The organism is Amazonocrinis nigriterrae CENA67 (genome assembly GCF_016056305.1).
GTDB lineage: Bacteria > Cyanobacteriota > Cyanobacteriia > Cyanobacteriales > Nostocaceae > Amazonocrinis > Amazonocrinis nigriterrae.
Genome location: NZ_JAECZC010000007.1, coordinates 255303 through 281813, shown reverse-complemented (window position 1 = coordinate 281813; position 26511 = coordinate 255303). Strand labels below are relative to the sequence as shown.

Sequence of the window (26511 nt, the reverse complement as noted above, 5' to 3'; positions counted from 1 at the left end):
ATCTAAAAATGGTCGATTCAGCAGCATTTCATCTTAATGGCTCAGAAATAGCGATTATTGGTTTATCAGGACATTTTCCTGGGGCAAAAAATATTGAAGAATTCTGGCATAATTTGCAAGCGGGTGTAGAGTCAATTACCTTTTTTACAGATGAAGAACTGATAGCTTCAGGAATAGACAAGGCTATAGTTAATCAACCTAATTATGTTAAAGCTAGAGGTGTATTAGCAGACGCAGAATTATTTGATGCCTCCTTTTTTGGGTTCACTCCTAAAGAAGCAGAAATTACTGATCCACAACATCGACTGTTTTTAGAGTGTGCCTGGTCAGCTTTAGAAAATTCTGGCTACAATCCAGAAAATTATTTTGGTGCAATTGGCGTTTATGCTGGTAGTGGTTTGAGTGGCTATCTATTTAATGTTTATACTAATGAAAATATTCGTAATTCTGTTGATGGTCATCAAATAACAATTGGTGGCGATAAAGATTATTTAAGTACTCGTGTTTCTTACAAATTAAATTTACAAGGGCCAAGTTATACCATTCAAACTGCCTGTTCAACTTCATTAGTTGCTGTTCACTTAGCATGTCAAAATCTCCTCAATGGAGAGTGTGACATGGCTTTAGCTGGTGGCGTTTCTATCAGTGCATTACGAAAACATGGCTATTTTTATAAAGAAGGGGGTATAGGTTCGCCTGATGGACATTGCCGCGCCTTTGATGCTAAAGCACAGGGCACCGTTGGCGGTGAAGGTGTGGGCATTGTGGTGTTAAAAAGATTAGAAGATGCGATCGCAGACAAAGATACCATACATGCAGTAATTAAAGGTTCCGCCATCAATAACGATGGCTCACAAAAAGTCAGCTTCACAGCACCGAGTATCAACACCCAAGCAAAAGTCATTAGAACTGCTCAAGCTGTCGCCGAAGTTGCACCCGAAACTATCACCTATATTGAAGCTCACGGTACTGGCACATCTTTAGGAGATCCCATCGAAATTGCTGCTTTAACCGAAGCTTTCCGCGCCGGTACCGATAAAACAGGCTTTTGTGCAATCGGTTCTTTAAAAACCAATACTGGCCATATGGATGCTGCGGCTGGTGTAGCAGGTTTAATCAAAACTGTTTTAGCTCTCAAGCATCAAAAAATCCCAGCCAGTTTACACTTTGAACAAGCAAACCCCCAAATAGATTTTGTCAATAGTCCCTTCTACGTCAATACTCAACTAACTAATTGGCAAAGTAACGGTACTCCCAGACGTGCGGGGGTGAGTTCCTTTGGTATTGGAGGAACAAATGCTCATGTGATTTTGGAAGAAGCGCCTGTTTTGGAACGGGGGTGCAGGGGTGCAGAGGTGCGGGGGAGATTTCAGTTGTTGGTACTCTCTGCCAAAACTAGCACAGCCTTGGAGACGGCGACAGAAAATTTAGTCCAACACTTGCAGCAAAATCAAGATTTAAATTTGGCTGATGTTGCCTACACTCTGGCGGTAGGTCGTAAAGCTTTGGAACATCGGCGAATTTTGGTTTGTCAAAATCTTGATGATGCCATCACAACCCTAACATCTCCAGATAATCCAGAAGTTTTTACCTATTATCAAAAACCCTGTCATCGTCCAGTGGTGTTTATGTTTCCTGGACAGGGTTCTCAATATGCAGATATGGGTCGAGAACTTTATGAAAGTGAACCATATTTTAGAGAACAAGTTGACTATTGTGTTGAACTACTCAAGCCGCATCTAGGTTTTGATCTGCGTGATGTCATTTACCCCAATGCAACGCAGACTCAAGAATTAACACAAACTGCCATCACCCAGCCTGCTTTATTTGTGATTGAGTATGCCTTAGCAAAATTATGGATGACCTGGGGTGTACGTCCAGAAGCAATGATTGGTCATAGCATTGGGGAATATGTAGCAGCAACTTTGGCAGGAGTTTTTAGTTTAGAAGATGCTTTAAAATTAGTTGCTACTCGCGGATGTTTGATGCAACAACTACCTGAAGGCGCGATGCTCTCGGTGCAAATGGGAGAGTCAGAAATTCAACCTTTTTTGGGTGTAGAATTAGCTTTGGCTGCTAGCAATGCGCCATCAGCCTGTGTGGTTTCAGGTTCTGTGAGTGCGATCGCAAACTTAGAACAGCAGTTACAACAGCAAGGTATAAATTGTCGCAAACTGCATACATCTGGTGCTTTTCATTCGCCAATGATGGATGCAATAATTGAGCCATTTACCAAGTTGTTGCAACAAATCAGCCTACATCCTCCCCAAATTCCCTTCATATCCAACCTTAGCGGTACATGGATAAGTGCAGCAGCCGCTACAGATCCCGACTATTGGGCAAAACATCTCCGCCAAACTGTGCGTTTTAGTAATGGAATTACTGAGTTACAAAAGCAATCAGAACGTATATTTCTGGAAGTGGGGCCTGGAAGAACTTTAAGTACGTTTGTCAAGCAACATCAAAAAACAGAGGTAGTGACACTCACCTCACTCCGTCATCCCCAAGAACAAAAGTCAGATGTAGCATTTATATTTAATACTTTGGGTCGTCTCTGGTTGCAAGGAGTAAAAGTTGATTGGTCGAGTTTTTATAGCCATGAAAAACCCTACCATATCCCTTTACCTACCTATCCTTTTGAACGTCAACGTTATTGGGTAGAACCACAACAACAGAGATTTAAAACACAAACCACAACAGATGAGCTTTGGAAATCTGTAGTAGCAATTAGGAAAACCCAAGCTCAAACACAGCTACTTGATGAAGCAACTTATTTAAGTAATAAACAGTGTTTGGATAACTTATGCGTTGCTTATATCAACTTGGCTTTGAGACATTTAGATATTTTTAAAAATGCCTCCAGCAAGTATTCTTTTGAAGAATTATATGAGCAAACCCGCATCATTCCTCGTTATCGACAGTTATTATATCGCTGGTTGGATGTATTGGTAGAACAAGGTTATTTACAGCAAGAGCAAGGGTTATTTAGCAACTTGATCCCGTTGTCTAATGATATGCTCAATACCCTTTTAGAAACAGCTAGGTTAAAATTGGCGGATTTCCCAGAATTAGTAGATATTGTTGAGGAATGTGGAGCTAATTTACCAGTTGTACTTAGAGGTGAAATAGAGCCTTTAGAATTGTATTTTTCAGCTATAAATAAAAGTACAGAAACTACAAAAACAGAATTGCCGTTGGATACCTATTTAAAAGGCATCATGCAGGCAACTTTGGAACAGATAAGAAAATTACTACCACCAAACGTCAACCTGAGAATTTTAGAAATTGGAGGCGGACAAGGAATTGCCACCACAGCTTTATTACCTGTATTACCTGGAGAACGAACAAGCTACACTTTTACTGATGTCGGTGGTTTATTACTAAATCGAGCCAAAGAAAATTTTAGTGCTTATCCATTTGTTGAATACCGTTTTCTAGATATCGAAAAACCTCCTACAGAACAAGGGTATGAACTCCACAGTTTTGATGTAATCATTGCTGTTAATGTCTTACATGTTACGAGTAACATTGGTAAAACCCTTGATCATGTGCGCTCGTTGTTAGCGCCAGGTGGTTTATTATTGTTGTGGGAAATCACAGAACCTCAATTAAATTTTGATATCACTGATGGTTTGTTGATGAATCCTTTAGAGGATACACAACGCAGTCGTGGCAATCCATTTTTATCTCAAAAGCAGTGGTGTGAAGCATTAAAATCTCATGGATTTGTGGAAGTAGCAGCGGTTTCTGAAACAGAAGTATTCGGCGAGGAAATTTTAGTTGCTCAAGCTACTACAACCGATTCTGCACCTACAGCATTTAGCGCATTTATTGACCAAAAACTAAGTGAAGAAAATACAGTTTTATTAGGTAAAAAGCCTAACATTGCTGACTGGTTCTATATTCCTACTTGGAAACGCGCTACTTTACCCCAGTATTTACCAAATGAAATCAAAACAACTCAGTCGAAATGCTGGTTAATATTGGTGGATGAGTGCGGCTTGGGTGAAAAAATAGTCAAGCGATTGAGATTAGAGGATGGAGAAGTAATTACCGTCAAAGTTGGGGAAAAATATAGCCGTCAGAGCGATCGCTCATATACAATTAACCCTGAGCAACCACAAGACTACAAGTTTCTGTGTCAAGAACTTCGCACATTGGGTACAACTCCCACCAACATTATTCATTTATGGAGTGTCACCCCAGATCATCTAGAGGAGTTTACACCACAACAGTATGAATCCTGGGGTTTTTACAGCTTAGTGTTTCTGACTCAGGCGATCGCGGAATTTTATCAAAAAGATACTTTACACATTCAAGTCATTTCTAATCATCTGCAAATGGTTACAGGTTCCGAACAACTGTGTCCAGAAAAAGCTTTAATAATTGGGCCTTGTAAGGTAATTCCGCTAGAGTATTCTAACCTGACTTGTAGTAGCATTGATGTAGTTCTTCCCTTAGCAAATAGTTGGCAAGAACAACAACTAATCAACCAACTACTTACCGAAATTTCTAGCGAAACACCTGAACAGATAATTGCTTACCGAGGACATCATCGTTGGGTGCAGGATTTTGAAGCTATCAAATTAGACACCCCAATTCAGGAAAATCAGCGTTTAAGACGTAACGGAGTATATTTAATCACTGGCGGTTTGGGTGGTGTTGGTCTAGCCTTAGCCAAATATCTAGCGAAAACTGTACAAGCTAAATTAATTTTAGTCGGGCGATCGCCTTTTCCTCAACCAAATGAATGGACGCAATGGCTATCAACTCATGATGCAGAAAATGTAGTTAGTCAAAAAATTCATAAATTGCAAAATCTGCAAGCTTATGGTGCAGAAATAATAGTAATTAGTGCCGACGTTGCTGATTATGAGCAAATGTCAGCAGTAGTTAAAAAAGCAAATTTGCAATTTGGTCAAATTAACGGAGTAATTCATGCAGCCGCAGTTGTAGGTGGAGGTATGATTCAACTCAAAACCAAAGAAATTGCAGCTAATGCTTTAGCACCAAAAGTCCAAGGAACAAGAATCTTAAATAATATTTTTCAAAATACTAAACTTGATTTATTTGTACTTTGTTCCTCACTTTCTTCCTTTGCAGGTACATCAGGAATGGTTGATTATACTGCCGAAAATGCCTTTATAGATGCCTTCGCTCACTATCATGCTACACAACATAGTAATTTCATCACATCTATTAACTGGGATAGATGGAACAGCTTAGGAATGGCCGTTGCAGTTGAAGAAAGGCATAAAGATATCACAGGAGAAGAATTAACAGCAGGAATGACTGTAGAAGAGGGTATTGAGGCATTCAATCGGATTTTATCTAGTAATAATTCGCCTCAAATTGTTGTTTCCACACAAGATTTATACAGTCAGCTTCACCCCAAAAAATCTCATAAATCCATAGAAGAACAATTAGCCAAACTCAACCAAGCTAGAACAACCCATCCCCGTCCCAACTTAAATAATGCTTATGTTGCTCCTCGCAACGAAGTGGAAATTACCCTAACTGACATTTGGCAACAACTTCTTGGTATTGATAATGTAGGTATTCATGATAATTTCTTTGAATTAGGGGGAGATTCTTTATTTGCTACTCAGCTTGTTTCTCAACTGGGCAAAACTTTCCAAGTAGAACTTTCTTATAAACGCTTTTTTGATCAACCGACAGTAGCTGAGTTAGCTGAAGTTATTGTACAAAAACTAGCAAAACAGACAAACTTAGAAGATTTAGCTCAAGCCCTAGCAGATATTGAAAAACTATCAGATGACGAAGTACAGACAATACTTGCTTTGCAAAACTTAAGTAATAATTAACTTCATTTGAAATAACTTGCTTTCTACTCAGCAACGCCAGTCCAACGCCACTTGCTTCAACGGGGGAAACCCCCGCAACGCAGTGGCTCCTCAAGTCGGGAAACACGCCCATACGGCTGGCTCCTCAGCACTTTGCTATACTCTTAATTTCTCTCTGCGTCTTTGCTTGCATCTCTGCGTGAATAAAAAAATATCTACTACATTTACCCAAAAATAGCTGTAATCAAAATCCTTTGAAAATGAGTGAACTTTCTCAAAGAATAGCTGGTTTATCCCCAGAAAAGCTGAAACTCCTTACACAAAAACTGAACCAAAAAAAAGGTAATCTTTTATCAAAAACTCAAATCAAACCTCAAAGTCGGGAATCCAATACTTTTCCCCTCTCATTTGCCCAGCAAAGGTTATGGTTCCTCGACCAATTGGAACCTGGAAATCCAGCATTTAATATTTGTCAATTTATGCAGTTGACAGGTTTATTAAATGTAGTAGCGCTGGAAAAAAGTTTTCAAGAAGTTGTCAAACGACACGAAATTTTACGGACTACATTTACTATAATTGATGGGCAACCTTTTCAGGTAATTAATCCTACTGCTGTATTTCAGCTAAAATTATTAAATTTACAAAAACTGAGTCTAGATGAAAGAGAAGTCGAAGTTCTGCGGCTGGCTAATGAAGAAGCTCAACAACCCTTCAATTTAGCTAAAGATTGTTTAGTACGAGTTACTTTATTGCAATTAAGCCAGACAGAACATGCATTATTTTTGTCAATGCATCATATTGTTTCTGATGGTTGGTCTATAGGCATTTTAATCCAAGAAATAACAACGCTTTATAAAGCATTTTCTCAAGGTTATCCCTCGCCGCTTCCTGAACTGCCAATCCAGTATGCTGACTTTGCAGTTTGGCAGCGACAGTGGTTGCAGGGAGAGGAAATGATGACTCAACTTGAATACTGGAAGCAGCAATTAGGTAATAGACTAACTGTCTTGAAAATGCCAAGCGATCGCCCCCGACCAACAGTTCAATCTTACAATGGAGATAGCCAATTTTTCGTGTTAGAAAAAGCGATCACTGAGAAACTAAAAACTCTCTATCAACGAGAAGGTATTACACTATTTATGACAATACTTGCAGCGTTTAAAATTTTGCTGCACTGGTATACAAAGCAAGAAGACATAGTTGTGGGTACTGATATTGCTAACCGCAATCAACTAGAAACCAAAGGATTAATTGGGTTTTTTGTTAATCAGTTAGTATTGCGTACCAATTTATCCGATAACCCCAGCTTTAAAGATTTGCTCAAGCAAGTTCGTCAGACAACCTTAGACGCTTATGTTCATCAAGACTTGCCTTTCGACAAGTTGGTAGAGGTTCTCAATCCAAAACGTAATCTCAGCCAAACACCTCTTTTTCAGGTCAAGCTTGTTTTAGAAAATACCCAAAACCACACATTTGATTTTTTGGGATTAAAAATTACTCCCATCAATCTTATAAAACAGGCAGTTCAGTTTGATCTACTTTTAGAATTAACAGAATTTGAGCAAGGATTATTTGGTTTATGGGAGTACAACACAGACATGTATGAAACTACCACTATTACCCAAATTTCGGCAAATTTTCAATTGCTTCTTAAAGCAGTTGCAACACAACCTGAAGCCAGTCTAAATGAGCTAAAAAAAATTATTGATGAAGCAGACAAGCAACAACGCTTGAGTCAAAAACAAGCTTGTAATAGTGCTATCCAAAGAAGCTTAAAGAATATTAAGAATATTAAACGTCAGGTTAATGACATATCATAATTATAAAAATAATGATTTTAATATTAAATATCAATTCAAAAGTGCAAATACCGACTTAATTATTAATAATTTTTCTCCTAACAACCAAAATTTGCTTCCTAATTGAGAGGTTTCACCATGCAAAATATTACAATGGAAGGTTTTCAACTTTCGCCACAGCAAGAACATCTATGGTTACTGCAAAAAAACGATAAAAACTTTGCTTATCGTATTGATAGTGCAATTTTGATTGAAGGAAATTGTAATATCAGTCGTCTCGAATTAGCCTTGCAAAAAGTGATTCATAAATATGAGATACTCCGCACCTGCTTTCGTTGTTTACCAGAAATGTCTATTCCAATTCAGGTAATTAACAACAGCACACTAGCTTTAAATCAGAAGCACAACCTTAGTGATTATAATCCTGATCAACAAGCTGCTCAAATCGAACTGCTTTTTCAGCAATTGCATGAGATGCCTTTTGATTTAGATAAAGGTTTAATTTTACATATATATCTAGTGAATATATCATCAGAAAAAAACTTATTATTTATTAGTTTACCTGCTATTTGTGCTGATACTGTAAGTTTACAAGTTTTGGTAAAAGAGATTGCTGATTCATACTCTGACGAATTTTATGGGCAACTTTCTGATGAGCTATTGCAATATGCAGATTACTCTGAATGGCAAAATCAAATACTAGAATCTGAAGAAACTAAAATCGGTAGAAAATTTTGGATTAAGGAAGCAATTGATAATATTAAAAATCTTAACTTGCCACATCAAAAAAAAGTTAATAATCAAGATATATTCTTGCCTGAGAATATTACTTTATTAATTAGCTCTGAAGTCACCCAAAAAATAGATATTTTAGTTCAAAAATATAACATTTCTGCGAATATCTTTTATTTAACTTGTTGGCTAATTTTACTTCAACGTCTGAGCGGAGAAACTAAAATTATTGTTAACACTGGTGTAGATGGCAGAAAATATGATGAATTAAAAGGGGCATTGGGGCTGTTTGCCAAATACTTACCGCTGTATTCTGACTTAGAGGATAATTCGCAATTTGTTCAATTATTACAACAAATTGATGAAGCTGCAAAAGAAATCTATGAATGGGAAGAGTATTTCACATGGGAAGACAATACAAAGAAAGTGGATTCATCTTTTTGTTTTGACTGGCAAGAAGAATATATAAAATATTCTGTAGAAAACTTACATTTTTCTATTTACAAGCAATACAACTGCATTGATAAGTTTAAATTAAAACTCTCTTGTAGACCACACGCAAGTGAAGTCATAGCAGAATTTTCTTATAATTCTACTTTATTTGATGTGGAGGATATCAAAGGAATAGCAGAGCAATTCCAAAAATTAGTAGAAAGTGCAGCAAACAATCCAGAAGCGAGAATTTGTGATTTAGAAATTTTAAGCGATCGCACCCTCCATCAACTGCTATTCGAGTTCAATCAAACGCAAACTGATTACCCAGCAAACAAGTGCATTCACCAGTTATTTGCAGAACAAGTAGAACGTACACCAAATAATATTGCTGTTGCATTTAACAATCAGCAACTCACTTACGCTGAACTGAATGCGCGTGCAAATAAACTAGCTCAATACTTGCAAAAATTGGGTGTAGGTGCAGAAGTTTTAGTAGGAATTTGTGTTGAACGTTCCTTAGAAATGGTTGTGGGTATATTGGGTATTCTCAAAGCCGGTGGTGCTTATGTTCCCCTCGATCCTCACTATCCCCAAGAACGTTTAGCTTTCATGCTACAAGATACTCAGCTATCAATATTATTGACTCAGCAGCATCTACTGGAAGGCTTACCTAATTATGACGTACAGACGATTTGCTTAGACACACAATGGCAAGCGATCGCACAAGAGAGTCCACAAAACCTTCTTGTGACAGCAACTCCTGAAAATTTAGCTTATGTAATCTACACTTCCGGTTCTACTGGTAAACCTAAAGGAGTGGAAATTACTCATCGTAACTTAGTTAACTCAACAACTGCGCGTATTAGCTACTATCAAGAACCTGTCAGCAGCTTTTTATTACTTTCATCCTTTGCTTTTGATAGTTCTGTTGCGGGAATTTTCTGGACACTTTGTTGTGGAGGAACCCTACACTTACCAGCAGAAGGTGTGCAACGGGAAGTAACAAAACTTGTAGAGTTACTTTCTCAACATCATATTTCCCATTTATTAAGCCTTCCTTCTCTATATGCTTTAATTTTGCAGCAAGCAAAACGAGAACAGTTAACTTCCCTGCGTACTGTCATAGTTGCAGGTGAAGCTTGTGCGCCAGAAATAGTAGAACATCATCTTCAGTTGCAGTTAGAAGCATCTTTATTTAATGAGTACGGGCCGACGGAAGCAACAGTTTGGAGTAGTGTCTATTCTTGTAATTATCCAAAAATTAGAACACAAGTATCTATTGGTCGTCCCATAGACAACACACAAATCTATATATTAGACTCTCACTTACATCCCGTTCCTATTGGTGTTGCTGGAGAAGTTTATATTAGCGGTGAAGGTTTAGCCAGAGGTTATTTAAATCAGTCTACAATTACATCTGAAAAATTTATTCCTCATCCCTTTAGCCAAAAACCAGGAATGCGTTTGTATCAAACTGGGGATTTAGCCCGATATCTTAATGATGGCAATATAGAGTTTCTAGGACGTATTGATAATCAAGTCAAAATTCGCGGTTTTCGGATAGAAATAGGAGAAATTGAAGCCTTACTAAATCAACATCCACAAGTGCAAGAAACAGTAGCGATCGCGCGTGAAGATGTACCAGGAAATAAACGCTTAGTTGCTTATGTAATTCCTCAGCTAAAATCAGCTACCACAGTTAATGAAATACGCAATTTTCTCAAAGAGAAACTACCAGAATTTATGGTACCATCGGCTGTAGTGCTACTCAAAGAATTACCTCTAAGCTCCAATGGTAAAGTTGATAGAAAGGCGCTACCCTCACCAGAGCAAGTTAGATCAGATTTAAGAGGAGAATTTGTTCCTCCTCGTACTTTTGTCGAAGAAATGCTGGCTCAAATCTGGGCAGAAGTTTTAAAACTTGATCAAGTTGGCATTTACGATAACTTCTTTGAATTGGGTGGACATTCTTTATTAACCACTCAATTACTAGCTAAGCTTAAAGAAAACTTTAACTGTGATATATCTTTACGTAGTTTATTAGAAAATCCCACTGTAGCGGGTTTAGCAGAAAAACTTGAAAAATCTTGTCCAACAGAAGTTGAAAACCCAAGATTGGATATCAAAAGTGAAACAGTTTTAGACTCTACAATTTATCCTCAAACTGTTGGTAAATTTATCCCTGAACCCAGTTCAATTTTATTAACTGGAGCCACAGGCTTTTTAGGAGTATTTTTACTTGCTGAGCTTTTGCAACAAACTAAAGCAGATATTTATTGTTTAGTACGTTCTAAAAATATTGAGTATAGCCATAAAAAGCTGCAAAATATTTTGGAAGCTTATGGAATTTGGAACGAACTTTGGAGTGATAGAATCATTACCATTGTTGGCGATCTGTCTAAACCATTTTTAGGTTTAGAAATGGAAAAATTTCAACAATTAGCATCTACCATTGATGTGATATACCATAATGGTGCTTGGGTACATCACATTTATCCCTACTCTATTCTCAAACCCACAAACGTACTGGGAACACAAGAAATCTTGAGATTAGCTAGTCACAATAAAACCAAACCTGTACATTTTATTTCTAGCTCTGGTGTTGTATCTTCAAAAGTTGAATCTGGAGTTAAATTAGCTCAAGAACAAGATAAGCTGAACGACAATGAATTTCCTAATAATGGATATTCACAAACTAAATGGGTTGCTGAAAAGTTAGTACAAACTGCGGCTGAAAGAGGAATTACCATCTCTATTTACAGACCATCACGCATATCAGGACATAGCCAAACAGGAGTTTATAATAGCAATGACTTTCTGTACAAGCTGATCATAGGTTGTATTCAACTTGGAAGTGCGCCAGATACAGATATTAGAGATAACATAGTTCCTGTAGATTATGTCAGCAAAGCAATAGTTTATTTATCCAACCAAGAAAAATCTTTAGGTAAAACCTTTCACCTAGTTCATCCGCAAACTCTTCACTCTCATACATTAATCGACCATATTCGCTCATTAGGTTATGCGATTGAGCAGATTTCTTATAACGAATGGCGAGAAAAATTACTCAATCTTACTCAAGGTTCCCTAGAGCATCCTTTGTATCCACTTGTTTCATTCTTTCCTTCTAAATCTCAAGAAAAACAAACATTTGACTCAGGTTTTCTAAAGTTTGACTGCAAAAATACAATTAATGGTCTTGCTGGTTCGTCTATCGTTTGTCCAGAAATTAATGAAAATTTATTGAATACTTATTTGTTGTATTTAATTGAAAATAGTTTAGTACAAGCTAAATAAGTTTAAAAAAGGTACATATACATAATTATGTTAATAAAGCAATAAGTATTGATATATTTAAGACTTTATTAACAAAATATTTAACACAGAGAATAAAGGAGCATTTTTGTGCAAAAAATTACATTACATCCAAATTTAAATAATTTAAAAAATTTGCTAGCTACATCAGGATTTACTCAGCAACAAAAAAACTATTTGCAAGATTTTATTTTACGTTACAATGAGCGCACAAAAACATCGAAACATATTTCGCAATCTTCGCGCCCATTTTTAGCTGATGATAAAAACTTAGGAGAGTTCAATTTACTCTTCAAAGAAATGTATTATCCCATAGTTGCTAATCGTTCTTCAGGTTCTAAAATATGGGATGTAGATGGAAATGAATATGTAGATGTCATGATGGGGTTAGGAATAAATCTATTTGGTCATAACCCTCCTTTTATTAAAGAAGCTTTAATTGCACAACTTGATCAAGGGATTCAAATTGGGCCCCAATCAGAAATTGTTGGTGAGGTAGCTGAGTTAATTTCTCAACTAACTGGAATGGAACGGGTTTGTTTTAGTAATACTGGTACAGAAGCAGTAATGACTGCTATCCGCATTGCCAGAGCAGTTACAGGACGTAATAAAATTGTCATATTTTCAGGTTCTTATCATGGTCATTTTGATGGTACATTAGTTAATAAAAATAACGCAGAAAATAATCAATATGCCATACCCTTAGCGCCTGGAATATTACAAAATTTTGTTAATGATGTTTTGGTGTTAGATTATGGCAATCCTAAATCATTAGAAATCATCAAAGCTTATCACCAAGAACTAGCAGCAGTTTTAGTAGTTCCGGTGCAAACTGCTAGACCCGCTTTACAACCAAAAGAATTTCTCCAAGAATTGAGGAAATTAACACAAGCGTCTAACATTGCCTTAATCTTTGATGAAATGGTGACAGGCTTTCGTATTCATCCTGGTGGCGCACAAGCTTATTTTGGTGTGCAAGCAGATATAGCTACTTATGGAAAAATTGTTGGTGGTGGAATACCAATTGGAGTGATTGCTGGTAATAGTAAATATATGAATGTAATTGATGGGGGTGTGTGGAATTATGGCGATGATTCTTATCCTCAAACTAAAAAAACATTTTTTGCTGGTACTTTTTGCAAACATCCCTTAGCGATGGCTGCTGCAAAAGCAGTTCTGAAATATTTACAAAGTCAAGACCCATCATTGCATCAGAAGCTAAATGAACGTACAATACAATTTGTTATGGCTTTAAACAATTATTTTGTAATAGAAAGACTACCACTCCGGATGGCAAATTTTGGCTCACTCTTTGGTTCTGCATCTGTAGAACTTGCTGAGGAAAATTCTACTCTTTCGGTAGTTATGAGCTTGTTAAAATACCATCTTATCCACAAAGGAGTTCACCTTTTAGGTGTTAGCGGTTATTTATCTACAGCCCATACAGATGAAGATATCAACTACATTCTTCAAGCTGTTAAAGATAGTGTGGAAGAACTACGTTATGGAGGTTTTATACCTTTTTATTAGTAAGTTATATTGAAAACACAGATTATGTAATTTAATCTAAAATAAATAAAAAATTTGCAGAAATAAAATCATACCTTTGTAAGTGATTTTATAGTCTTGATTTACTCAAATAAACAGCAACTATTAGGAATTAAAAATGAACCAAAACAATTCAGAAGATACAACTTTATATAAAGTTGTTGTTAATCATGAAGAACAGTATTCCATTTGGCCTGCTGACCGTGAAAATGCTCTGGGTTGGAGAGATGCAGGCAAAAGTGGACTCAAATCAGAATGTCTCGAATATATTAAAGAAGTATGGACTGATATGAGACCGTTGAGTTTAAGGAAGAAAATGTCAGAGTCCGCACAAGTGACTCAAGAATAATTAATCTAAAAATCATGGTTTTGTCTAATATAAATAAACGCATTCAGTCCCTAATCTGCAATAAAAAATCACGCCCACTCTTACCTTTTTTGCTTGCCATCATCTTTACTATAATGGTGAGTAATCAGAGTATTAGCACTGTACCTAAAAATAGTGAGATACTTTGGGATACTTACGGAATACCGCATATTTACGGTAATAATGCTCAAGGTGCTTTTCAAGCATTTGGTTGGGCGCAGATGCAAAGTCACGCCAACTTGCTCTTACGCCTCTACGGACAAGCACGGGGACGGGCTGCCGAATATTGGGGAGAGGATTATGTAGAATCAGACAAATGGGTACTGACAATGGGAGTACCCAAACGTGCGATCGCTTGGTATCAAGCTCAAAGTTCGGCTTTTCGTAGTTATATTAATGCCTTTGCCACTGGGATTAATACTTACGCCAAAGAACACGCCGATTTAATTGACGATGAAGTAGAAGTGGTTTTACCAGTCAGGCCAGAGGATGTACTCGCCCACTTACAAAGGGTTCTGCTATTTACTTTTGTAGTCGATCCGGGGCGAGTTGCAGATAATACTCATCCAGAGTCTACCCCAGGTTCTAACGGTTGGGCGATCGCACCAAAACGATCTGCCAGTGGTAAAGCCATGTTGCTGGCTAATCCTCATTTACCTTGGGGTGATTTATTCTTATGGTACGAAGCACAAATTACTGCCCCAGGTATTAACGCTTATGGGGCAACACTGGTAGGCATTCCTGTATTAGCGATCGCCTTCAATGATAATTTAGGCTGGACTCATACCGTGAATACTCACGATGGTTGGGATGCCTACGAACTGAAATTACAAAACAATGGTTATGTTTTAGATGGCAAAGTCCGCCGCTTTGAAACAGCACCATTGTTATTGAAGGTGAAACAAAAAAATGGTTCATTGCAAGAGCAAAAAATCTTGCTTAAAAGTTCTATTCACGGGCCTGTAGTCAGCGAGAAAGCTAACAAAGCCTTGGCGTTGCGCGTGGTGGGTGAAGATCGGCCAGGTGTCTTAGAACAGTGGTGGAATATGGCCAAATCTCAAAACCTCAGCGAATTTCAGCAAGCATTGCGACGCTTACAACTGCCCATGTTCACCGTCATGTATAGCGATCGCCAAGGGCATATAATGCATCTATTCAACGGTGTGGTTCCCGTGCGGCAACAAGGAGACTTTAAATACTGGCAAGGTATCATCCCCGGCGACACATCTAAAACTTTATGGACTAAAACTCACCCATATCAAGATTTACCCAAAGTCATCGACCCACTAAGCGGTTGGTTACAAAATGCCAACGATCCACCTTGGACTACTACTTTTCCCACTGCCATCAAAGCAGATAACTATCCATCCTACATGGCACCACGGGGGCCAATGGATTTCCGGGCGCAGAGTTCTGCAAAGATGTTAGCTGAAGATGCAAGCATTTCCTTTGAGGAAATGATTACCTACAAGCACTCTACACAAATGGAACTTGCCCAACGCATCCTCGATGATTTGATTAATGCAGCCCAACAAGGCAATGAATTAGCTCGTCGCGCCGCCAAAGTCTTGGCAGCGTGGGATCGTAGAACCGATGCTAATAGCAAAGGTGCCGTATTATTCAACTTCTGGGTAGAAAATGTAGACTTAGACAAGCTTTTTGCCACTCCTTGGGATGAAAAATCGCCACGCACCACACCAGACGGTTTGGCAGATCCAAAAAGCGCAGTTAAAGCCTTGGCAGATGCGGCAGCCAAAGTAGAAAAAACTTATGGAACCATAGATATAGCTTGGGGTGATGTCTTTCGCTTGCGCTACGGCAATTTAGATTTACCCGCCAATGGTGGCGCAGGAGATCAAGGCATTTTCCGCACAGTGTATTTCGCCCCAGCAGATAATGGACGCTTTCAAGCAGTCGCTGGTGATTCTTATGTAGCTGCGGTGGAGTTCTCTACGCCAGTGAAAGCAATGGCTCTCACGAGTTATGGTAATGCTACTCAACCTAATTCACCCCATGTTGGAGATCAACTGCAACTTTTCGCCCGTCAGCAATTGCGTCCAGTTTGGCGAACTCGAAAAGAAATTACAGCACACTTAGAAGAGCGCAAAGTTTTTTAATTAGGAATTATATAACAGGACTTACGCAGCTAGATTATACTAATTCTCTAAAATCCGGCAACACATTCGCTCCCCCGAAACCCAGACTAGATCTGACTTTCTTAATTACGAATTATGAATTACGAATTACGAATTGGTATTATTTGTTGAGTGTGCCAGTTCCGTGAGTCCTAATAAAATAAAAGCACTCATACTCCCATGATGGGATTATGAGTGCTTATGAATAACAAAAGAACATCACCACGAGGATTATCTGCTATGACAGACCGAAGTAGTTATAACAGTAACAGCCACTGATTAAGTAAACTGCTAAGGTAGTTACATATATTTAGTTAAAAATGCTACTTAGACGAATTGAAGTAAACCCTGAGCTTGTGAAGGGGAGCAGGGGAGCAGAGGAGCAGGGGTGCAGGGGTGCAGGGGAGATTAGGGAGTTAAGAATTATTTTCCAATGCCCCATTCCCCATCGCCCCTTATCCCCAGAGGGGGCCCCGAGTTCCCCATTCCCAATTCCCCATTCCCAATTCCCCATTCCCAATTCCCAATTCCCATTTTCAAAACTTAACCCTCTTGTGAATGCAGTTTTTGATACAATACTTCCTAAATTTTTAACAGATATCAGATTATGCTTTCTCAAGATTGCGATTCAATTTCTGTTGTAAACGATTTGGTGAGAAAAATCAGAATTAAAGAAAATCAGCTAAAAATCGCAAAAGAATCTAATATGATCTATGTAGCTGAAGCATTACAGACTCAATTGCAAGAGTTACGCTCTGAATTATCAGAGTCGCCAGACTCAGAATTGCAAGCTTTGATGAGTTTGTTAGATGATTTCTAATTTGGTTATCATCTGTCCGCAGCGATCGCAACGAAGTAAAGCAAATTGCAAGAGTTGCGATCGCTTCACTACACTGACATTACCTACCCTAGGGAAAGGTTTTCCGCTAACACTGCGGATAAAGGCTTTTAGCTGGCTAATTTCATGCATCAATATTATATAATTTCTTTATTAACTATCCTGCTAACAATCAACTTGATATTTCCTCAGTTAGCGTTAGCAAACGTTAAACTTCAACAACTACCATTAGCTCAAATTGAGACTATCGATAAAACCATATCTCCTAAAGCTGCTTTAGAAAGATTATTTACGAGTGAACAAATCAAGTCAGAGTGGTTTGCACCTGAATTTTTAGCACCAGTTCCTATAGAACAAGTGCGACAAGTAATTGCTGCACTGAAGATTCAATTGGGAGGTTATGAAGGTGTAGAGAATAATGCTCAAGATTACTTGGTTCAATTTAATCAAGCTTTAGTACCAACTAAAATAGCTCTAAATAAACAAGGACAAATTTCTGGCTTGCTGTTTCAACCACCACAAGCCAAACTGATTAATTTAAAAGACGCGATCGCGCTTTTTCAAGCATTACCTGGAAAAGTCAGTTTTCTAGTTCAAGAAGGCAAAACAATACAAGCCGAATTAAATAGCAAAACCCCTCTAGCAGTCGGTTCAGCCTTCAAATTAGCAGTCCTCAAAGCACTCAAATCAGAAATTACCTCTGGGAAACGGACATGGAAAGATGTAGTGCAACTGCAACCAAATTTGAAAAGTCTACCATCTGGAATGTTACAAACATGGCCAGATAATGCATATTTGACAGTAGATACGCTTGCAGCTTTAATGATTTCTCTCAGCGACAATACAGCAACAGACATATTAATTAACTTCATTGGAAGACAGCCTATTGAATTAGTCTCACCCCGTAACCGTCCCTTTTTAACGACTCGTGACTTGTTTGTTCTCAAAGGTTCTGAAAATCGCAACTTGCTGAAGCGCTATCGCACAAGCAAAGAAGCTCAACGTCGTGCAATACTCCAAGAATTGACAAACAAACCGCTTCCGAATGTGAATGAATTTGAAGAAACAGCTAATCCAGTTGCTTTGGATGTAGAATGGTTTTTTACAGCTGAAGAACTCTGTGGATTAATGGAACAAGTCGCTGATTTGCCTTTGATGAGTATTAATCCTGGTGTTGCTAATGCTCAAGATTGGCAGCGGGTAGCATTTAAAGGTGGATCTGAGCCTGGTGTTCTCAATATGACAACTTGGTTGCAAGCAAAGAACGGCAAAAACTATTGTGTGGTTGCTACTTGGAATAACAACGATGCACCTTTAGAACAGCAACAATTTGTGTCATTGTACACTGGGGTGATTGCTAAACTTGCAGCCAATAAATAACAAGCGATCGCACAATCACCTCAATGATCATTAATCATAAGCACCTAACCAAGGGCCAATAGGTTTATCAGGCAATTTTTGAGTGTGTACTTCTTGCTTGTAAATTTGAAAACCTCGTGCTTGGTAGTTTGGTAATGCATAAACACTATCCAAACTGCAAGTATGCACCCAAACTCGTTGTGCGCCAATTTCCCATGCTCGTTGTACTCCTTGGCTGAGTAAATGCCCTCCTAATCCTTGTCCAGTAAACTGTTGTAAAATACCAAAGTAAACAATTTCTACATTATTTCCTGGTTGACTCTCAAGTTCGATGTATCCTGCTGGTGTACCTGAAATATAAGCAACCCAAGTTTCTAACTCTGGACGATTGAGGTAAGCAAACCAACGTTCGTAATTCCATTTGAGGCGATCAATCCAATACCAGTTACCTCCTACACTGCTGTAGAGAAAGCGACTGAATTCGGGTGAAGGAATTTCTGCTTGCTCAATTCTCAAATTGAAGTCACTGAAAGTAACTGGATGTAACTGTTTGGGATCTAGCATTTCTAAATACCAAGTAGTGACTTCAACAAGCATAGTTAACAACTTTAACCTTTTGAGAAAAACTTTACAAATGTCAAATATACCAGAATTCAGGAGTTAGGAAGCAGGAACCAAGAAAATTGATTGTTAATTTTTAATTGTTAAATTAACCCCATCTGGAACTAGATAAGGCTTAATAAAAGATATACCCTATGTAAAGGAAACTATTCAACCCTTGAATAATCAACTCTTATTGAAGGAAAAATTACAAGCGAGGCTGGTAGAGATCCAAACCGACAGCGATCGCTCTCCTGTCACCAATTTAAAGCTAGATAAAACTACCGCCGCAGAAATTGAACAATTGACAACAGAACTAGAAACCATCAATCCCAATCCCCATCCTCTTTTATATGCTACTTCTTTGCTACAAGGAGCTTGGCAACTACAATACTCCACTGCTAGAGAAATCCGTTCCTTAGCTTCCCTACCATTGGGATTAAAGGTAGGTAAGGTTTATCAAGTGATTGATGTTGCAAATAAATTGTTTTTCAATCTAGCTCAAGTTAAACATTCTTTAGGGCTAATATCAGGATATGTCAAAGTAACAGCTAGCTTTGAGCCTGCCAAAGAAGATTTAGAGCCTCCAGCCAATAAACGCATCAACGTTTATTTTGATAAACGTTATCTATCAATTGAGAAGATTCTTGGTATTAATACCCATCAACTCAACCCATTTAAGGTGAAAAATGCTAATAATCCTCAAGGCAGAACAGCCACCCTTGACATTACTTACTTAGATGAAACTTTCAGAATTGGACGTGGAGGAGATGGTAGTTTATTCATTCTCAATAAATCTGATGATTTACCCAATTTCACCTCCTCGACTTGAATTAAAATAAAAGGACTCATAACTCTTTGTGTCTTTGTGCCTCCGTGGTAAAAAATATTAAACCACGAAGACACTAAGACACAAAGTATTTTGAAGTTAGAATGTAAAATATTAACCTATGAAATCCTCTCACAAACTAGCTTTAAGCTTCTATTTTATATTTAATAGCGCCAACCTCAATACAGGCAGGCGCTATGCTTTTATATAAATTCAGGGAGAAAATATAGTGGAAATAATTCCCTGAGTTTTACTAATAAGTGAGTCAAATATAAGTTTTGAAACTATGTTTGCTTATTAACTTATTATTCGGTGTGTACGTACAGAAAGTTTAAAAATCTCTGCCCTGCTTGTTTGCAGTCTGAATAATAAGTTTTGCACCGGACACTATATTACAGGGCGCTGCGGCGGCTTAACGCATTCCACAAGAAAATGGCAATTATTGCACCCAGAACTGCTACTAAAATACCCGTGAGACTGAGAGTTGAAGCCGCTAGAGCAAAACGTCCTGTACTGAAGAAGACACCCAAACTACCGCCAACAAAAGCACCAATAATTCCTAACAAAATTGTTCCTAAAATTCCGCCGCCTTGATGACCTGGGTAGATAGCTTTCGCAATAGCACCAGCAACTAGACCTAATACAATCCAAGCAAGAAGGTTCATATCTTTTAATTCGCTAAACACTTTTTAAGGACAAATACACATTAGCAATTACAACATTGAACTTTAACCTATCTCCAGAACTAATTATTGATAATCTCAAGGATGAATCACTAACCTGCAACACATTTAACTTACAGATATGATTGTGTTAACTGATGACTGTTAGCTAAAAATTAGTTAGGGCTTACGCAAGTGTCATATTTTTTTGGTGTGGGTTGTCAAAAGGAGCCGAGCCAGTAGTGTGGTGTTAGCGCAGCTGGAGCGTCGCTAACGCTGTCTTGGGGGTCTCTCCTATGAGCGATTGCCGCGCATGGTTTCTCGACTTGAACGAACTGGCATTCAAGAGTCAATAGTCCAAAAATCAAGGTTTTTAACCCGGGCAGGCGGGTTTTGTCTATGTAGCTGCGACTTCCAATGCAAGAGTGCAAGATATGAAAATCATTATTAGATTCTTCCTCCCCTGCTTTCTTGCTCTTCTGCACCCCTGCGCCTATTTGTATCAACATCAAAGTAAAACGGTATAAATTGTTGGCAACCTCTTGATTTTCATGGCTGTTTATGCGAAAGTCTGACTAAGGCTGTAAATTACAGTAAATCGATAAACTAACCGTAGTATTTTGATAAAGAGGTGATTCAAGCTGTGCGATCGCTGTAATAACTTGGTTTGGTGAATTCATGTAAACTGCCCTTGCTCGTGTAGTCTGCTATGACATTTTCAGAATTTGAGGATAGCAATTGCAATTTGCTAGCCAAGTCTGCGATGCTTTAGCCACAGCAATGTGCAATCAGACCAATCAAAACGACGAAAAGCATCACAGCCATATAGATTAGCCTTTTTTCTGGTAATGGGTATACCAAATATGTTTGGCTCAAAGTCTTTTTCGCTTTAAGCTACTCATTTACTCATGACTGGATTTTTGGCGTTGCTGAATCTGGGTATGAATTTTACCTCACGCAGAGGCGCAGAGGCGCAGAGAGTGAGAGTTTTAATTTACTGCATTTATTCATTTCATACTTCTATTCAGCAACGCCGGATTTTTGTATTGTTTTTTGTTCACTGGAGAACATCTAATGCAAGCAGATCCCAGTTCCGATCAAACTTCCGAAAAGCATGAGCCAGGTAAAACAGCCAAACAAAAGCGAACTACTGTCAATAGTTTAGGTAGTAAACGCTTTTTTGGTAGTGGCAGCAGCAGACGCTTATTTCTAGGTCGCGCTGGTTTATTTACTGCTGCTAGCGTTGTTGCAGGAGTTTTGGGTTCACCTGTGTCTCATAACAAGGGAGGGGATATTGTCCAAGCCAAGGACATTCCAGGACGGTTCTCGAAAAAGATTCGCTTCAACTATGACAGATTTGTTGATAAAGCCTATCGAGTACGTGTTGAGGCAGCCAGACGCCAACAGAGTATTCCTATTCCACCCCATCCGACAAACGGTGATGAGGAACGGTATTCTAACAAAATTGGCAGTGATAGTAGGGGGCTTCCTCACGACCAGCGCGGCGAAGTTAACCTAGAAGCTTACGACTCTTTGACCAAAGCACTGACAAGCCAAAACCCGAATGATTTTGAAAAAATCATCTTGGGTGGTACGAGAAAACTGGTTAATCCTCAAGGGCCTTTGGCAATTAGTTTAGAAGGAATCAATGCTGCACAGATAGCAGTTCCCCCACCACCAGCTTTAGCCAGTGCAGAACGAGCCGCTGAAGCAGTGGAACTCTATTGGCAAGCCTTACTACGTGACGTGGCTTATTCTGAGTTTGAGGATAATACCGCTAATGCGAAAGTTCTAGCAGCTGTTGAAGACCTCAACAAACTTTCGGCATTCTATGGGCCAAAACAAAATGGCCTTGTCACCCCTCAAACCTTGTTTCGCGGTAGCGTCACTTACCTTGATGAGTCCGACCGTTCAGGTAAAACAGCAAAACATGTGATTCCGCCAGGGGTGCTAGACGGCCCTTATATCTCACAATTGCTGCTACAAAATATTGCTTGGGGAACTCAGTCTGTTTCCGCACTGATTCGTACTGCTGTTGCTGGCAAAGACTTTCTTACGAATTTTGATGAATGGTTGACTGTCCAAAATGGAGGCAGTTCCGGCAAGTCCATTAACTATGACCCTACGAACCGTTACATAGTTACAGTTCGTGACTTAGGCGAGTACGCCCATATAGGTGGCCCTACCTATCTCGGAGCCTCTTTCATTCTCAATAGCATTGGTGTACCTTTAAATCCAGGCAATCCCTATGTCAACTCCAAGACTCAAACTGGGTCTAATGCAACATTTGCATTAGGATATTTACAAGGCTTGCTAAACCTGGCTACTTCGCGTGCCATCAGAGCTTCATACTGGCAGAAGTATTATGTGCATCGCATTCTCCGCCCAGAAGCATATGGTGGACTAGTTTACAACAACCTAGTGAATAATACTAAATATCCGATTAATTCCGAACTCTTGAATTCCAAAGCCTTAGCTGATACCTTTAGTACCTTTGGTACTTATTTATTACCCCAAGCCTACCCAGAAGGCGCACCGACACACTCCTCCTACACTGGTGGTGCTGCTGCTACTGCCGGTGTCAATGTTACATTGTTAAAAGCCTTCTTTGACGAAGACTTCGTAATTCCCAATCCGGTAGTACCTGATCCTAATGACCCTACAAAGCTAATTCCTTACAGTGGCCCATCACTAACAGTAGGCGGCGAATTAAACAAGCTGGCTACTAACTATGCTATCGGTCGTGGAAACGGCGGCATCCATTGGCGCACCGATGGTTCGGCTGCATTAGCTCTAGGCGAAGAAGTTGCCATTAGCATCCTCAAAGATGAAAGACTGACGTTTAATGAAGACTTCAACGGCTTCACCTTCACTAAATTTGATGGTACGAAAATTACGGTGTAAGTTTGGTAACTAGTGCAGGGGAGTGGGGGGATGAGGGGATGGGGAAATGAGGAGGATGAGGGAGATGAGGGGGATGAGGGAGAATAACCAACGCCCCATTCCCAATTCCCCATTCCCCATACCCTTTTTATATTTGCATCGAATTATTAAACATACGATACATTGGTTTGCCTAAGTTGCTTAAATCAAATAAAATCTAGTTTTAATTTCCAAAACTGATGAAAGCTCCTTGGCAATCTTCGTACCCAGTGACGTACCCACAGTACACCATTGCTTGTAACGGTTGGGTACTAAAACGGCTTTTGAGACTCCTGACTGAACCATTCAAAAAGCTCAGCAGTTGGAAGTTGATTCCAGTTGGGAAAATTTCCACTTCTGTACCCAGTCAAAGTTTTAAATTGGGAGAATTTACGATTGATTGGCAAGGTAGCGACACAAAACAGCCGAGTTTGCAGATTATTCATCAAAGTAATTCAACAAAAATTATCTGGCAAACATCTCCCGGTTGTAGTTTTGTCAGTGGAGGCGATGTTCGTCTCACTATTATTGAAGAACGAGGTTCTATCGAAATTGACGAACAAAAACATGCAAATTTTTCTGATCAAATTGTTGAGGGCATCAAGCAAGAAAACGATACCTTAGAAATTTATGGCCGTCTTGTAGGTCGCCAAAGTTCCAGTGACCAACCCCAATATGTTTTGAAATTGCGAACTGTAGGGTCAAAAGAACTCGATTTTCAACTGCAAATTATTGATGGGAATGTCAATGAAACACAGTTGCAATTTACAACCTCTCCAGACGAACATTTTTATGGTTTTGGAGAGCAATTTTCTGACATCGATTGTAAAGGACAATGGATACCAATCGTTTGTGAGGAAGGGGGAATTGGTCGTGGCGATCGCGGGCCGCGAACTCTCAATTTGCTGGGTGTAGCTGGTAATAGATTTTCAAGTTATGCTCCTGTCCCCTATTTTTTCACTAATAAGGGACGAGCAATATTTCTCACTAACACTGAACCTTCAATTTTCAACTTACGCGATCCCCAGATTGCAACTATACGAGTTTCATCAAGTTGTATGCAGGGGCGAATTTTTTGTGGTGAGACACCTCTCGATATTATTGAACTTTATACCAACTATGTGGGAAGAATGCCGCCGCTTCCCCATTGGCTGCATCAAGGTGCGATCGTGGGTATGCAAGGCGGTACAGCCTTAGTTCGGCAGGTTTGGTCAAAGTTGCGTGAACTTGATACCCCCATAGCCGGATTCTGGCTTCAGGATTGGGTCGGTCAACGCCGCACGATCGCAGGAAAACAGTTATGGTGGAACTGGCAACTTGATGAAACCGCCTATCCAGGTTGGCAACAGTTGGTCAGCGACTTGGCAGAGGCAAAAATTGCAGTTGGGGTATATGTCAATCCCTTTCTAGTTGATCGCCCACTCAAGTCAAACCCACAACAGCGTAATCTCTATACAGAAGCCTTACAACAAGGCTTTGTAGTCAAAAAAAATCAAGCCGAACCATACCTCATCGAAAGTACTGATTTCTCAGCGGCTTTGCTCGATTTGACTAACCCAGATGCCCGCAAATGGTTCAAAAATGTTCTTAAGGAAGAAGTGCTAGGCCAAGGTGCAAAATTCTGGATGGCTGACTTTGCAGAAGCAGCACCTTTTGAAGGAGTCTATGCTGGTGATGAATCTGGGTTAGTTTATCACAACCAATATCCTGTTGATTGGGTAGCACTGAACCGCGAAGCTATTCAAGAGGCTGGGAAAGAAGGCGACGCTTGGTTCTTCAATCGAGCCGGATTTTGGCAAACTCCATCTCACAGCACATGTATGTGGTTAGGAGATCAAAACACGACTTGGGGTATCAATGATGGCATAGTGAGTGCTGTCAAAGGTGCCATTAGTGGTGGTTTGTCTGGGTTCAGCATCAACCACAGTGACATTGGTGGGTATACAAGTATTGCTAACCCAATTCTAGAAGCCATCGGTATCGGATTTAGGCGATCGCGCGAACTACTCTATCGCTGGATGGAATTGAACGCTTTCACGCCAGTATTCCGCACCCACGAAGGCAATCAGCCTGATAAAAACGTTCAATTTTATACAGATGAAGATAGTCTGAAAACTTTCAGTTATTGGGCGAAAGTCTATGCAGCCCTGGCTGGATATCGCCAGCAATTGATGATAGAAGCTGCAACAAAAGGATATCCTATCATTCGGCATTTGATTCTCCATTACCCTGACGACCCCAATGTTTACAAACTTGAAGAGCAATTTCTCTTGGGTAGTGAGTTCTTAGTAGCACCAGTGTTGAAGCCAGGTAAAAAGACCGCCAACGTCTATTTTCCAGCTGGCGAGTGGGTTCACTTATGGAGTGGTAATACCTACGGCAATGTGACAACAGGTATAAAACAAACAGTACCCGCTCCACTAGGACAACCTCCTGTATTTTATCGCCAAGGGTCTAAAGTAGCTCAATCAGTCTTGGAGGCTTTAAAGGCAAAAAACATAGTAATTCGTAATTCGTAAGACAGTTGTCGTCACAAAAGTTTAGACAAGTTTTGCTTTGGAAATTAGTCTAATTCTTTTCAGCATAAGCAACGTAAGCCGAATTGGATAATTTATTTCTTGGAGTTCCCTTAAAAAAAGCCGGAGGTACAGCCGTGGTCATACCAATTTAAACGGTGTTTAGGGCAAATAGGGCATCGAGAATGAAGGAATACCCCGTAATGGACATGATCACTTTTGGTGTTAACTCAGCTAAGAGTTGATCGACTTTAGCTTGCAGTTGATCGAGTGTGTGGAAACAAGCCCATTTGAGATCAGCTTTTAGATGTGCCCATAGCCGCTCAATGGGATTGAGTTATGGACACTAAGGTGGTTGAAACAACTCTCATCACATTCTCAGGCAAAATCAGATGCTTACTTGTATGAAAGCGCCCTTGATCAACTTGAAGAATGTTGAGACTATCTGGATATGCTTGAGAAAATTCATTTAAAAACTGTTGATACCCAATGCTATCAACATGAGAAAACTGTAAAAAAAAGGATTCTCCTGTTGCAGGTTCAACCGCACCAGAGAGCCAAAAGGCTTTGAATAACCACTGCCATGCTCCTATGGGTTTGACTCCACAGGCACTAATCAAGCGTCCGAGCAGTGTATGCAGTCCAAAACG

14 protein-coding genes and 1 pseudogene are annotated in these 26511 nt (G+C 39.3%); 11 read left to right on the top strand and 4 right to left on the bottom strand.

Going from position 1 to position 26511, the window contains the following annotated elements; genetic code table 11:
• The first annotated feature begins 8 nt into the window (after positions 1–8).
• From I8748_RS06380 to I8748_RS06350, 7 genes are all read left to right on the top strand, one after another.
• Positions 9–5825 (top strand): type I polyketide synthase, encoded by a 5817-nt coding sequence (locus tag I8748_RS06380; protein WP_198123805.1) that lies wholly within the window; start codon positions 9–11, stop codon positions 5823–5825.
• A gap of 239 nt (positions 5826–6064) precedes the next feature.
• On the top strand, positions 6065–7624 hold the full coding sequence (locus tag I8748_RS06375; RefSeq protein WP_198123804.1) for a condensation domain-containing protein: 1560 nt from the start codon (positions 6065–6067) through the stop codon (positions 7622–7624).
• A 117-nt stretch (positions 7625–7741) separates the two neighbouring features.
• On the top strand, positions 7742–12067 hold the full coding sequence (locus tag I8748_RS06370; RefSeq protein WP_198123803.1) for a non-ribosomal peptide synthetase: 4326 nt from the start codon (positions 7742–7744) through the stop codon (positions 12065–12067).
• Between the two features lie 108 nt (positions 12068–12175).
• Positions 12176–13615 (top strand): aspartate aminotransferase family protein, encoded by a 1440-nt coding sequence (locus tag I8748_RS06365; RefSeq protein WP_404800275.1) that lies wholly within the window; start codon positions 12176–12178, stop codon positions 13613–13615.
• A gap of 136 nt (positions 13616–13751) precedes the next feature.
• Positions 13752–13982, top strand: a complete 231-nt coding sequence (locus I8748_RS06360; RefSeq protein WP_198123802.1) for an MbtH family protein — start codon at positions 13752–13754, stop codon at positions 13980–13982.
• A gap of 14 nt (positions 13983–13996) precedes the next feature.
• Positions 13997–16117: an acylase gene (locus I8748_RS06355; RefSeq protein WP_198123801.1), complete on the top strand. Its 2121-nt coding sequence runs from the start codon at positions 13997–13999 to the stop codon at positions 16115–16117.
• A gap of 625 nt (positions 16118–16742) precedes the next feature.
• Positions 16743–16955, top strand: a complete 213-nt coding sequence (locus I8748_RS06350) for a hypothetical protein (protein WP_198123800.1) — start codon at positions 16743–16745, stop codon at positions 16953–16955.
• On the opposite strand, the gene I8748_RS06345 is transcribed toward I8748_RS06350, so the two are convergent.
• Positions 16941–17105: a hypothetical protein gene (locus I8748_RS06345; protein ID WP_198123799.1), complete on the bottom strand. Its 165-nt coding sequence runs from the start codon at positions 17103–17105 to the stop codon at positions 16941–16943. The genes I8748_RS06350 and I8748_RS06345 overlap by 15 nt on opposite strands.
• On the opposite strand from I8748_RS06345, the gene I8748_RS06340 reads away from it, so the two are divergent.
• The gene (locus I8748_RS06340) at positions 17100–18353 is read left to right on the top strand and encodes a serine hydrolase (RefSeq protein ID WP_198123798.1); all 1254 of its coding nucleotides are present in this window, start codon (positions 17100–17102) and stop codon (positions 18351–18353) included. The two genes, I8748_RS06345 and I8748_RS06340, sit on opposite strands and share 6 nt — an antisense overlap.
• A gap of 30 nt (positions 18354–18383) precedes the next feature.
• Here the strand turns inward: I8748_RS06340 and I8748_RS06335 are convergent, their stop codons facing one another.
• Complete coding sequence (locus I8748_RS06335; protein ID WP_198123797.1) at positions 18384–18929, bottom strand: GNAT family N-acetyltransferase; 546 nt, start codon at positions 18927–18929, stop codon at positions 18384–18386.
• Positions 18930–19110: 181 nt separating this feature from the next.
• Between I8748_RS06335 and I8748_RS06330 the strand changes: the two genes are divergently transcribed.
• Positions 19111–19764: a PAP/fibrillin family protein gene (locus I8748_RS06330; protein WP_198123796.1), complete on the top strand. Its 654-nt coding sequence runs from the start codon at positions 19111–19113 to the stop codon at positions 19762–19764.
• A gap of 389 nt (positions 19765–20153) precedes the next feature.
• On the opposite strand, the gene I8748_RS06325 is transcribed toward I8748_RS06330, so the two are convergent.
• Positions 20154–20426, bottom strand: coding sequence for a GlsB/YeaQ/YmgE family stress response membrane protein (locus I8748_RS06325; RefSeq protein ID WP_198123795.1), 273 nt, complete (start codon positions 20424–20426; stop codon positions 20154–20156).
• Positions 20427–21497: 1071 nt separating this feature from the next.
• Here I8748_RS06325 and I8748_RS06320 point away from each other — a divergent pair.
• Together I8748_RS06320 and I8748_RS06315 are read left to right on the top strand one after the other, a co-directional pair.
• Positions 21498–23327, top strand: coding sequence for a vanadium-dependent haloperoxidase (locus tag I8748_RS06320; protein ID WP_198123794.1), 1830 nt, complete (start codon positions 21498–21500; stop codon positions 23325–23327).
• Positions 23328–23545: 218 nt separating this feature from the next.
• Positions 23546–25864 (top strand): alpha-glucosidase, encoded by a 2319-nt coding sequence (locus tag I8748_RS06315; protein WP_198123793.1) that lies wholly within the window; start codon positions 23546–23548, stop codon positions 25862–25864.
• A gap of 320 nt (positions 25865–26184) precedes the next feature.
• Here I8748_RS06315 and I8748_RS06310 read toward each other — a convergent pair.
• A pseudogene (locus I8748_RS06310) lies at positions 26185–26511 on the bottom strand (hypothetical protein); the annotation flags it as partial.

Excerpts from the sequence above, each read along its gene's own strand:
- I8748_RS06370 (WP_198123803.1), top strand. The coding sequence starts at position 7,742 with ATGCAAAATATTACAATGGAAGGTTTTCAACTTTCGCCACAGCAAGAA.
- I8748_RS06350 (WP_198123800.1), top strand. The coding sequence starts at position 16,743 with ATGCTTTCTCAAGATTGCGATTCAATTTCTGTTGTAAACGATTTGGTG.
- I8748_RS06315 (WP_198123793.1), top strand. The coding sequence starts at position 23,546 with ATGAAAGCTCCTTGGCAATCTTCGTACCCAGTGACGTACCCACAGTAC.
- I8748_RS06320 (WP_198123794.1), top strand. The coding sequence starts at position 21,498 with ATGCAAGCAGATCCCAGTTCCGATCAAACTTCCGAAAAGCATGAGCCA.
- I8748_RS06355 (WP_198123801.1), top strand. The coding sequence starts at position 13,997 with ATGGTTTTGTCTAATATAAATAAACGCATTCAGTCCCTAATCTGCAAT.
- I8748_RS06335 (WP_198123797.1), bottom strand. The coding sequence starts at position 18,929 with ATGCTTGTTGAAGTCACTACTTGGTATTTAGAAATGCTAGATCCCAAA.
- I8748_RS06325 (WP_198123795.1), bottom strand. The coding sequence starts at position 20,426 with ATGAACCTTCTTGCTTGGATTGTATTAGGTCTAGTTGCTGGTGCTATT.
- I8748_RS06340 (WP_198123798.1), top strand. The coding sequence starts at position 17,100 with ATGCATCAATATTATATAATTTCTTTATTAACTATCCTGCTAACAATC.
- I8748_RS06360 (WP_198123802.1), top strand. The coding sequence starts at position 13,752 with ATGAACCAAAACAATTCAGAAGATACAACTTTATATAAAGTTGTTGTT.
- I8748_RS06375 (WP_198123804.1), top strand. The coding sequence starts at position 6,065 with ATGAGTGAACTTTCTCAAAGAATAGCTGGTTTATCCCCAGAAAAGCTG.
- I8748_RS06345 (WP_198123799.1), bottom strand. The coding sequence starts at position 17,105 with ATGCATGAAATTAGCCAGCTAAAAGCCTTTATCCGCAGTGTTAGCGGA.
- I8748_RS06380 (WP_198123805.1), top strand. The coding sequence starts at position 9 with ATGGTCGATTCAGCAGCATTTCATCTTAATGGCTCAGAAATAGCGATT.